Origin of the sequence: Streptomyces boncukensis (assembly GCF_011045075.1) — a bacterium.
GTDB classification, from domain to species: domain Bacteria; phylum Actinomycetota; class Actinomycetes; order Streptomycetales; family Streptomycetaceae; genus Streptomyces; species Streptomyces boncukensis.
In genome coordinates, this window is sequence record NZ_JAAKZZ010000291.1 from 1 (window position 1) to 9458 (window position 9458).

General features: G+C 73.5%; 4 protein-coding genes and 2 pseudogenes. 4 read left to right on the top strand and 2 right to left on the bottom strand.

All coding sequences use genetic code 11. The features are described from left to right. Nucleotides 1-1243: pseudogene (locus tag G5C65_RS23920) on the top strand (transcriptional regulator); the annotation flags it as partial. Between the two features lie 16 nt (nucleotides 1244-1259). Here the strand turns inward: G5C65_RS23920 and G5C65_RS39520 are convergent. Together G5C65_RS39520 and G5C65_RS23930 are read right to left on the bottom strand one after the other, a co-directional pair. After that, nucleotides 1260-1886, bottom strand: a pseudogene (locus G5C65_RS39520) (sigma-70 family RNA polymerase sigma factor); the annotation flags it as partial. Nucleotides 1887-1950: 64 nt separating this feature from the next. Then, a complete protein-coding gene (locus tag G5C65_RS23930; RefSeq protein ID WP_165300981.1) occupies nucleotides 1951-2832 on the bottom strand; it encodes an SDR family oxidoreductase in 882 nt (293 codons plus the stop codon). A gap of 86 nt (nucleotides 2833-2918) precedes the next feature. Between G5C65_RS23930 and G5C65_RS23935 the strand changes: the two genes are divergently transcribed. From G5C65_RS23935 to G5C65_RS23945, 3 genes are all read left to right on the top strand, one after another. Then, the gene (locus G5C65_RS23935) at nucleotides 2919-3497 is read left to right on the top strand and encodes a TetR/AcrR family transcriptional regulator (RefSeq protein ID WP_165300982.1); all 579 of its coding nucleotides are present in this window, start codon (nucleotides 2919-2921) and stop codon (nucleotides 3495-3497) included. Between the two features lie 1154 nt (nucleotides 3498-4651). Then, nucleotides 4652-5416, top strand: coding sequence for an AfsR/SARP family transcriptional regulator (locus tag G5C65_RS23940; protein ID WP_206442201.1), 765 nt, complete (start codon nucleotides 4652-4654; stop codon nucleotides 5414-5416). Nucleotides 5417-5665: 249 nt separating this feature from the next. Further along, the coding region (locus G5C65_RS23945) for a type I polyketide synthase (protein WP_206442202.1) at nucleotides 5666-9458 on the top strand (3793 nt) is incomplete at its 3' end.

The window sequence follows — 9458 nt, forward strand, 5'->3', positions numbered from 1 at the left end:
CCGCACCCTCCTCGACGCGCTGGGCGTCTCCCCGCGGGACATCCCCGCGCCCCTCGACGCGCGGGCCGCCCTCTACCGCAGCCTGCTCGCCGGCCGCCGGATGCTGGTGCTCCTGGACGACGCCCGCGACTCCGCACAGGTGCGCCCCCTGCTGCCCGGCTCCGCGCACTGCCGGGTCATCGTCACCGGCCGCAGCCGGCTGACCGGTCTGATCGCGGGCGGGGGAGCCCGCCCGCTGACGCTGGGCCCGCTGGCCCCCGCCGAGGCACACGACTTCCTGGCGCGCCGCCTGGGCGCCGCACGGGTGGCGGCGGAGCCCTGGCCGGCGCACGAGATCGCCGAGCGCTGCGGGCGGCTGCCCCTGGCCCTCGCCGTCGTCGCCGCCCGCGTCGCGACCCACCCCGGGTTCTCGCTCGGCACCGTCGCCGGGGAACTGCGCGAGGCCCGAGGCGGCCTCGACGCGTTCACCGGCGGCGAGCCCAGCACGGACGTGCGTACCGCGTTCTCCTGGTCCTACCAGGCCCTGTCCGCCCCCGCCGCGCGGCTGTTCCGCCTGCTGGGGCTGCACGGCGGGCCCGACATCTCCGCCGACGCCGCGGCAGCCCTCGCCGGGCTGCCCCTGGGCGAGGCCCGCGGCCTGCTCGCGGAGGCCGCCCGGGGCCATCTCCTGACCGAGCACGCACCCGGCCGCTACACCCCGCACGACCTGCTGCGGGTCTACGCCGCCGAACGCGTCGCCGCCCAGGAGCCGCCACCGGAGCGGGAGCGGGCCGTGCAGCGGCTGCTGTCCTGGTATCTGCACGCGGTGGACGTCGGCTGCGCCCGCCTCGCCCCGCTCCGCCGCCCGGGGTGCGACGGGGCGGAGTTCACCTCGCGCGATCAGGCCCTGCGGTGGTTCGAGGACGAACGCCCCAACATCGTCGCCGCGGCGCACCAGGCCGCCGCGTCCCGCAGGCCCGATCTCGCGTGGCGGCTGACCACCGCCCTGTGGTGGCTCTCCTGCCTCCGCGGCCACCCGCACCACTGGCTCAGCGCCGCCCGGACCGCCCTGCTGGGCGCCCACGAGGCGCTGGAGGCGTCCCGGGGCGGCCGGACGCCGGACGGCAGCCTTGGAGCGGCCGTCCGGCCATCGGTCCCGGTCCCGGTTCCGGTCCGCGGCCGTCCCGCGCCGGCGCCGAGGTGGGCCTGGGGACGTCCATGGCGAGACGGAGCGCACGAATCGCGTGGTGCACCCGCGACTTGACGGTGCCCGTCGGGACGCCGAGCACCTGCCCCGCCTCGCGCATCGTCCGGTCGGAGAAGAACGTCTCGTACAGCGCTTCCCTGTGGTCCGTCGACAGGTGCTGGAACGCCTCCCTGAGCGCCATGGAGGAGAGCAGCGCGTCCGCGTGGTCCGGGCTCGTCAGCAGGTCCGCCAGCCATTCGGTGCCGTCGACCTCCCGGGGGCGGGCCTTGCGCGACCGGTAGTCGTCGACGACCAGGTTGCGCGCCACGGTGAACAGCCACGGCTGCAGCCGCCGCTCGGAGGCCAGGTCCTGGGTGCGCCAGCAGCGCAGCAGCGCCTCCTGCACCACGTCCTCGGCCCGGTACCGGTCACCTCCCAGCAGCCGCACGACGTAGGAGTACAGCGGGCCCACCTGCTCTTCGTAGAGCGCGCGCACGCCGCGTTCCGGATCACTCGTCGCTCCGGAGGAGGAGCCCAGCACGGTCCAGTTCACGATCACAATCCCTCGTTGCCCAGCTGATCTCGCGTATCCGGCGCAGGTGCGCCCCGGCAGGGGCGCGGGGCTCGTGTCCACTGCGGCTTCGCTCGAACAGGGGGCGCCCCCGGCCCGGCACGGTCCGCCGGACCCGGCCTGGGAAGAGTCTCGCGGGCGGAGTTCCACGTCGTATTGACACGGGCTTGACGGACGCGGGGGCAGATGTACCGCTACGGAACCGAGTCGGGCCTCACGGCTGGAGGTTCGCCAGGTCGTCCAGCAGCCGCGGCTGCTTCGGCTCCCAGCCGAGCGCCCGCCGGGTGTCGGCGCTGGACGAAGGCTGGTCGGTCGCGAGGAGCGCGCCGAGCGGGCCGTAGGTCTGCGACGGCACCGACTCGACCGGCAGGCCCAGCCGCCGGCCGATGACCGCGGCGATGTCCCGCACCGCGTCCCCCTCGTCGGCCACGGCGTGCCAGGAGCTGCCGCCCGGCGCCTGCTCCAGGGCGAGCCGGAGGAGGACCGCCGCGTCGAGCGCGTGCACGGCCGGCCAGCGCTGGGTGCCGTCGCCCGGGTAGCCGGATACTCCGGTCTGGCGCGCGGTGCCGGCCAGTACCTCGGCGAACCCGCCCCTGCCCTGGTTGTGCACCGTGCGCGGCAGGCGTACGGCCGTGCTGCGGACCCCGCGCGAGGCCAGCTCCAGCACCGCCGCGACCGCGAGGCTGCGGCCGCCCATCATCCCCTCGGTCGACAGCGGGTCGGCCTCGGTGGAGGGGCGGCCCGGCGTCTGGGGCGTACCCGCGACGGCGACGAGGGGGCGGTCGCTGCCTGCCAGCTCCTCGCCGAGGGCCGCGAGCGCGGCGGTCTCCTCGGCGACCGCCGCCGTGATGGCCTCGGAGCTGCTGAAGTCGTGGCTGAACGCCAGGTGGATCACCCCGTCGGCGCGGGCGGCGCCGGCGCGCAGGACGTCCGGATCGGCGAGACCTCCGCGGAGCGGCTCGGCACCGGCCGTGCGGACGGCCGCGGCGGAAGCGTCGGAGCGGGCGAGTGCGAGGACGGAGTGACCGCTGCCGAGCAGCTCGGCGACGGCGGCGGAACCGATCAGACCGGTACCGCCGGTGACAAAGACACGCATGGAAACTCTCCGCACAGTGATGGGACTCTTGTCCCGTCACCGTAGCAGAGTGATGGGACAAGAGTCCCATCGCTTATGATGGCTCCATGGGTCGGTGGGAACCAGGTGCACGTGAACGCCTCGTCGTGGCTGCGGTCGATCTGTTCACCGAGCAGGGGTACGACGCCACGACGGTCACGCAGATCGCCGAGCGCGCCGGAGTCACCAAGAGCACCTTCTTCCGGCACTTCCCCGACAAGCGCGAGCTGCTGGTGGCCGGACAGGAGACGCTGAGCCGGCTGCTGACCGAGGGGATCGCCGAGGCGCCCGAGAGCGCCGGTCCGCTGGACGCGGTCGCCGCCGGGCTGAAGCGCGCCTCCGGCGCGCTGGGCCCCGAGAACCGCGAGCTCGCCCCCAGGGTGAAGGCGGCCGTCGCCGCCAGCGCCGAGCTGCAGGAGCGCGACGCGCTCAAGAGCGTCAGCCTGGCGGCCGCGATGACCACGGCCCTGGCCGCCCGCGGTGTACCCGACCCGGCCGCGGCGGTCGCGGGCGAGCTGGGCCTCCTCGCCTTCAAGCGCGCCTACACCGCGTGGTCGGAGGGCGAGCCCGGCGCCGGGGACGAGCTCGCCGAGTACGTTCAGACGGCCCTGGACGAACTGCGCGCGGCCAGCGCGTCCCTGGGCTGAAGGGGACGGTGCGGGCGATGCCCCTTCGGGTTTCCGGGCAGGGACGCAAATGAGACACCGCGTCTTCTCGGTGAATCGTCACCGCCCTGCGCCGGTGGCGGCGGGGACGGCTTGGACAACGGTATGTGTGTGCTGAATGTATCCTGTCGGCTCCGCAGGCGGCCGACAGGGGGCCTCATGCGTCCGGAAGCCGGATGCCCCGCCCGCTTCGCGCCGGGACCGAAAGTCAAGACCAATGGGCCGAGTCTCGTCACGGCCGCGAGAATCTCCATCTCTCCGGAGAGAAGGGAAACAGTTGGTGCCCGCCCCGGGGGTGTTCTGTAAGGGGTGGCGGGACCACCGCGTCCGGTAATCGAGGCGCAGCCCAGGCCACCAGGGGCCGGGAGCAGGAAACGGAATGTGTCCCACCGTCGGCGCTCCGCTTCCCGAATCGTGCGGTCGGCGCGCTCCGTCGGGCTGCGATGCGCCTCCGCCGGCGCTCCGGCGCAGCCCTCCGCTCTCCCGCGCGCCGCCGCCCGGACCCGTCTTCACACGGGTCACCCAGCGGATTCCGGCAGGCGAACGGCCGGGTGCCGGCGTCGGCGGCACCCCGGCCCGGGGTGGCGCGGAATGGACGCCACTGGCTTGGCCGTTAGTGGACCAGCAAGGAATTGTGCTCCGATCGGTGGAGAGTTCCCGCCGTGGATCGTTGTGGGTATCCCCTCAGGAGTACCGCGCTGACTTGGACCGTTACGCCGTCGCGCGGGGGATTTGGCACGGTGTCGCGGCGGCGTAAGGGGTAGGAATTCGGCCACGCCGCATCCACCACACGGGCACCACTCCGCAACGGGGGATGCGATGGGAGCGCGCGCGGGCGCGAGTTGCCCGGCAACCGGCTGACGCAAACCTGGCTTGGCGAGTGGCCAAGAAACACAGTTGACTCACCCAAAGTACGTTTGAGTGAATTACTGGGCGAACGGACTGATCGCACTTAAGCCAAAGCGCGTCGCCATAGGGAACCGGCAACTAGCCGATGAGGTATATGGTCGGGCTGCGCAGGCACCAGACCATCTCGGCGCTGCCTCCTGAGGGGCATGACCAGCGCACACTGGATTCGACGAAGTACACCGTTGTGTCACTCGAACCGACGGGGGTAAAACGTGCGATATGAAATCATGGGCCCGCTCCGGGTGATCGACGGAGAGCGCCAGGCGTCCATTGGGGCGCGGAAAATCGAGGTTCTGCTCGCCGTCCTGCTCGTCCGCTCCAACCAAGTCGTCACCGTCGACCAGTTGATCAGAGAGATCTGGGGGGAGGAGCCGCCGCGCCGGGTCACCGCGGGGCTCCATGTGTACGTGTCGCAGACCAGGAAATTCCTCAGCCGCCCCGAACGCAGCGAGAGCCCCGTGCTCACCCGCCCGCCCGGCTACATGCTGAACCTGGGCAGCGACAGGCTCGACTGCCGCTGCTTCGACCAACTCGTCAGCCAGGGCCGGGACCACTTCCGCGACCGGCGCTACGAGGACGCCATCCACAGCTTCGAAGAGGCCCTCAGCCTCTGGCGGGGCCCGCCGCTGGACGACGTGTGCCGGGGGCCGATACTCCAGGGGTTCCAGACCTGGCTGAACGAAGCGAGGCTGGAGTGCATCGAGATGCTGATGGACTCCCGGATGTCCCTGGGGCGACACCGTGAGCTCGTCAGCGACCTGTTCATGCTCAGTACGGAACACCCGCTCCGCGAGGCGCTGTACCGGATGCTGATGCTGGCGCTCTACCGCAGCGGCCGCCGCGCGGACGCCCTCCAGGTCTACCAGCGGGCTCGCCGCACGCTCAACGACGAGCTGGGCCTCGAACCCGGCCGGGCGCTCCAGGACATCCATCAGGCCATACTCACCGCGGACGACCGCCTGGAGCTCCCCACCTTCGCCCACCATCCGTGAGCGACGCCGCCCGCCCCACCGGCAACAGGCCCCCGAAGCGCCGGGCGCAAAGCACTACACACCCTCGGAAAGTTCGCACTGTCGGCCGTTTGGCGTGACTTTAGATCCGCCGCCCACCATGAGGCGCGGCGAGTGGCCGCTCCGAAGCCGAGCCGGAGCGGCCGCTCGGACCGACACCAGTGCCGTGACCAGCCACGTCCGGCAGGCGGGCACCAGCCGAACATTCCCCCGACATGGGCATGAGGTGTGATGGCCAGCAACTCCATCGCGATCGTAGGACTGGCGTGCCGACTGCCGGGCGCACCCGGCCCGGCCGCCTTCTGGCGGCTCCTGCGGAACGGCGAGAGCGCCATCGTCCCCATGCCGGAGAGCCGCCGCCGCAACCGGCGGCCCGGGGACGGGACGCGGCCCGAACTCCCGCCCCACGGGGGCTTCCTGGAGGAGATCGGCGCCTTCGACGCCGGCTTCTTCGGTATCCCGCCGCGCGAGGCCGTGGCGATGGACCCGCAGCAGCGGCTCATGCTCGAACTGGGCTGGGAGGCACTGGAAGACGCGGGAGTACTCCCGCGGACCCTGGCAGGCAGCAGCACCGGCGTCTTCGTGGGCACCATGGGGGACGACTACGCGGCCCTGCTGCGCGCCGCAGGACCGGAGGCCGACAACCGGCACGCCATGACCGGGCTGCACCGCGGCATCATCGCCAACCGCCTCTCCTACACCCTCGGTCTGCGCGGGCCGAGCCTGGCCGTCGACACCGCCCAGTCCTCCTCGCTGGTCGCCGTGCACATGGCCTGCGAGAGCCTGCGGCACGGCGAGTGCGAACTGGCCCTGGCGGGCGGCGTCAACCTGATCCTCAGCGAGGACAGCATGGACACCGCGGCCCGGTTCGGGGGACTCTCCCCCGACGGGCGCTGCTACACGTTCGACGCCCGCGCCAACGGCTTCGTCCGGGGCGAAGGCGGCGCCGCCGTGCTGCTCAAGCCGCTGGACGCGGCCCTGCGCGACGGCGACCCGGTCTACTGCGAACTGAAGGCAGGCGCGGTCAACAACGACGGCCTGACGGACGGGCTGACGGTGCCCAGCGCACCGGCCCAGGAGTCGGTGCTGCGCCTGGCCCTCCAGCGGGCCGGAGTCCCGCCCGCCGACGTGCAGTACGTCGAACTCCACGGCACCGGCACCCGGGTCGGCGACCCGGTCGAGGCCACCGCGCTCGGCGCGGCGCTGGGCTCCGCGCGCGGCGCCGGGGAACCCCTCCTGGTCGGTTCCGCCAAGACCAACGTGGGGCACCTGGAGGGCGCGGCGGGCATCGTCGGACTGCTCAAGGCCGCGCTGAGCGCGGCGTACGGACAGCTCCCGCCCAGCCTCAACTTCAGCACCCCGAACCCGCGGATCCCGCTGCCGGAACTCGGGCTGGCTGTGCAGGACGCGCTGACCGGCTGGCCGCGCCCCGACCGGCCGCTGATCGCCGGTGTCAGCTCGTTCGGCATGGGCGGCACCAACTGCCATGTGGTGCTGGCCGGCCCCGGCCGGGACCGCGCGCCGGTACGGGACGCCCGCACCGGTCCGGCCGCCGCGACCGCCCGGCGCACCCCCGCGCCGGAGACACCGCCGCTCGTGCCCTGGCCCGTGTCCGGGGCCTGCCGGGCGGGGCTGCGGGCCCAGGCCGGACGGCTGCGCGCGCACCTGGCGGCCGCGGAGGCCCCGGGGGGCTCGGCGGCCCCGGGGGACTCGACGGACCCCGTGGACAGGCCCGGCCCGAGCGCGGTGGACACCGGATACTCCCTGGCCACCACGCGCACCGCCTTCCGGCACCGCGCGGTCGTCCTCGGCACCGGGACCGCGGAGCTGCTGGACGGACTGGAGGCGCTGGAGCACGGCGTGGAGGCCCCGGCCGTGGTCAGCGGCGAGGTCGTCGAGGGCGGCACCGCCTTCCTCTTCAGCGGACAGGGCAGCCAGCGCCTGAACATGGGGCGCGAACTGTACGGCACCCAGCCGGTGTTCGCCGCCGCGCTGGACCAGGCATGGGCGGAGCTCGACCCGCATCTGGACCGGCCGCTGCGCGACGTGGTGTTCGCCGAGGGCGGGGACGACGCGTCGCCGCTGCACCAGACGGCCTACGCCCAGCCGGCGCTGTTCGCCATCGAAGTCGCCCTGTTCCACCTGGTCGACTCCTGGGGGCTGCGGGCCGGATATCTGATGGGGCACTCGGTCGGCGAGATCGCCGCCGCGCACGTCGCCGGCGCCCTGTCGCTGACCGACGCGTGCGCCCTGGTGGCCGCCCGGGGCCGGCTGATGCAGTCGGTCGCGGAGCCGGGGGCGATGGCGGCGCTGCAGGGCAGCGCCGACGACGTCGCCGAGCTGCTCGCCGGCCGCGCGGACGACGTCGGCATCGCCGCCGTCAACAGCCCCTCCTCAGTGGTGATATCCGGCAACCGGGACGCCGTGCACGAGACGGCTGCCGCCTGGCGTGACCGGGGCCGCAAGGCCGGCACCCTGCGTACCAGCCACGCGTTCCACTCCCCGCACATGGACGGTGTGCTCGACGAGCTGCGGGCCGTCGCCGCCGGACTGTCCTTCGCCGAACCCCGGATCCCCGTCGTCTCCAATGTGACAGGCGCACCCGTCGGCGCCGCACAGCTGGGCTCCGCCGGCTACTGGGCCGAACACGCCCGCAACCCGGTGCGGTTCATGGCCGGAGTGCACCATCTGCGCGACGCGGGAGCGGCCACGTTCGTCGAACTCGGCCCCGACGCGCTGCTGACCGCCATGGCGCGCGAGTGCCTGGCAGACCGTCCCCGCGACGACCGCCCGCGCCCCGCCGCACTGGCGGTGCTGCGGCGCGGCCGCCCCGAGGCCGAGTCCCTGCTCTCCGCCATGGCCCGCGCCCATGTGCGCGGAGCCGAACTGGACTGGGACCGGGCCGTCTTCGCCGGACACCCGCGCAGGCGCGTCACCCTCCCCACCTACGCGTTCCAGCGCGAGACCCACTGGCCGGGCGCGAGGGCACAGCCCACGGCGCGCGGGCCCGTCGAGGGCGAGCCGGAGCGCGACCTGCTGGACACCGTACGGACCCAGACAGCGCTCGTCCTCGGGCACGCCACAGCGGACGCCGTCGACCCCTCGCTCACCTTCAAGAAGCTCGGCTTCGACTCGCTGGCCGCCACGGAGCTCAGCGAGCGGCTGAGCACCGCCACCGGGCTGCCCCTGACCGCCACCGTCACCTTCGACCACCCGACCCCCGGCGCCGTCGCACGGCATCTGCGCGAGCGGACCGGCGCAGCGCCGGCCGCCGCACCGCACACCCCGGAGACCGCCACCGCACGGGACGCCGACGGCGAACCGCTGGCCGTCGTCGCCATGAGCTGCCGCTACCCGGGCGGAGTGACGTCCCCTCAGGAGCTGTGGGAGCTGGTCGCCGAAGAGGTCGACGCGGTGGGGGAGTTCCCACGGGACCGGGGCTGGGACCTCGCCGGGCTGTTCCGCGACGACTCGGACACCTCCGGTACGAGCTACACCCGCGCGGGCGGATTCCTCGACGAGGCGGGCCATTTCGACCCCGAGTTCTTCGGCATCAGCCCCCGTGAGGCCCTGGCCATGGACCCACAGCAGCGGCTGCTGCTGGAGACGGCATGGGAAGCCTTCGAACGCGCGGACATCGGCACCGACGCGCTGAAGAACAGCCCGACCGGGGTGTACGTCGGTGCGACCCACCAGGACTACGGCCCCCGGCTGCACGAGGCGACCGGCAACCTCGACGGGCAACTGCTGACCGGCACGACCCCCAGCGTGGCAGCCGGGCGGGTGGCGTTCACCTTCGGCTTGGAGGGCCCGGCGGTGACGGTGGACACCGCCTGCTCCTCGTCCCTGGTGGCCATCCATCTGGCCGCTCAGGCGCTGCGGCAGGGCGAGTGCTCCCTGGCCCTGGCGGGCGGGGCGACGGTGCTCGCGTCACCGGGCATGTTCACCGAGTTCTCGCGGCAGCGGGGGCTGGCCCCGGACGGGCGGTGCAAGCCGTTCGCGGCGGCTGCGGACGGTACGGGGT

Coding starts and splice junctions, on each gene's coding strand:
- G5C65_RS23940 (WP_206442201.1), top strand. CDS start 4,652: ATGGGCCCGCTCCGGGTGATCGACGGAGAGCGCCAGGCGTCCATTGGG.
- G5C65_RS23935 (WP_165300982.1), top strand. CDS start 2,919: ATGGGTCGGTGGGAACCAGGTGCACGTGAACGCCTCGTCGTGGCTGCG.
- G5C65_RS23930 (WP_165300981.1), bottom strand. CDS start 2,832: ATGCGTGTCTTTGTCACCGGCGGTACCGGTCTGATCGGTTCCGCCGCC.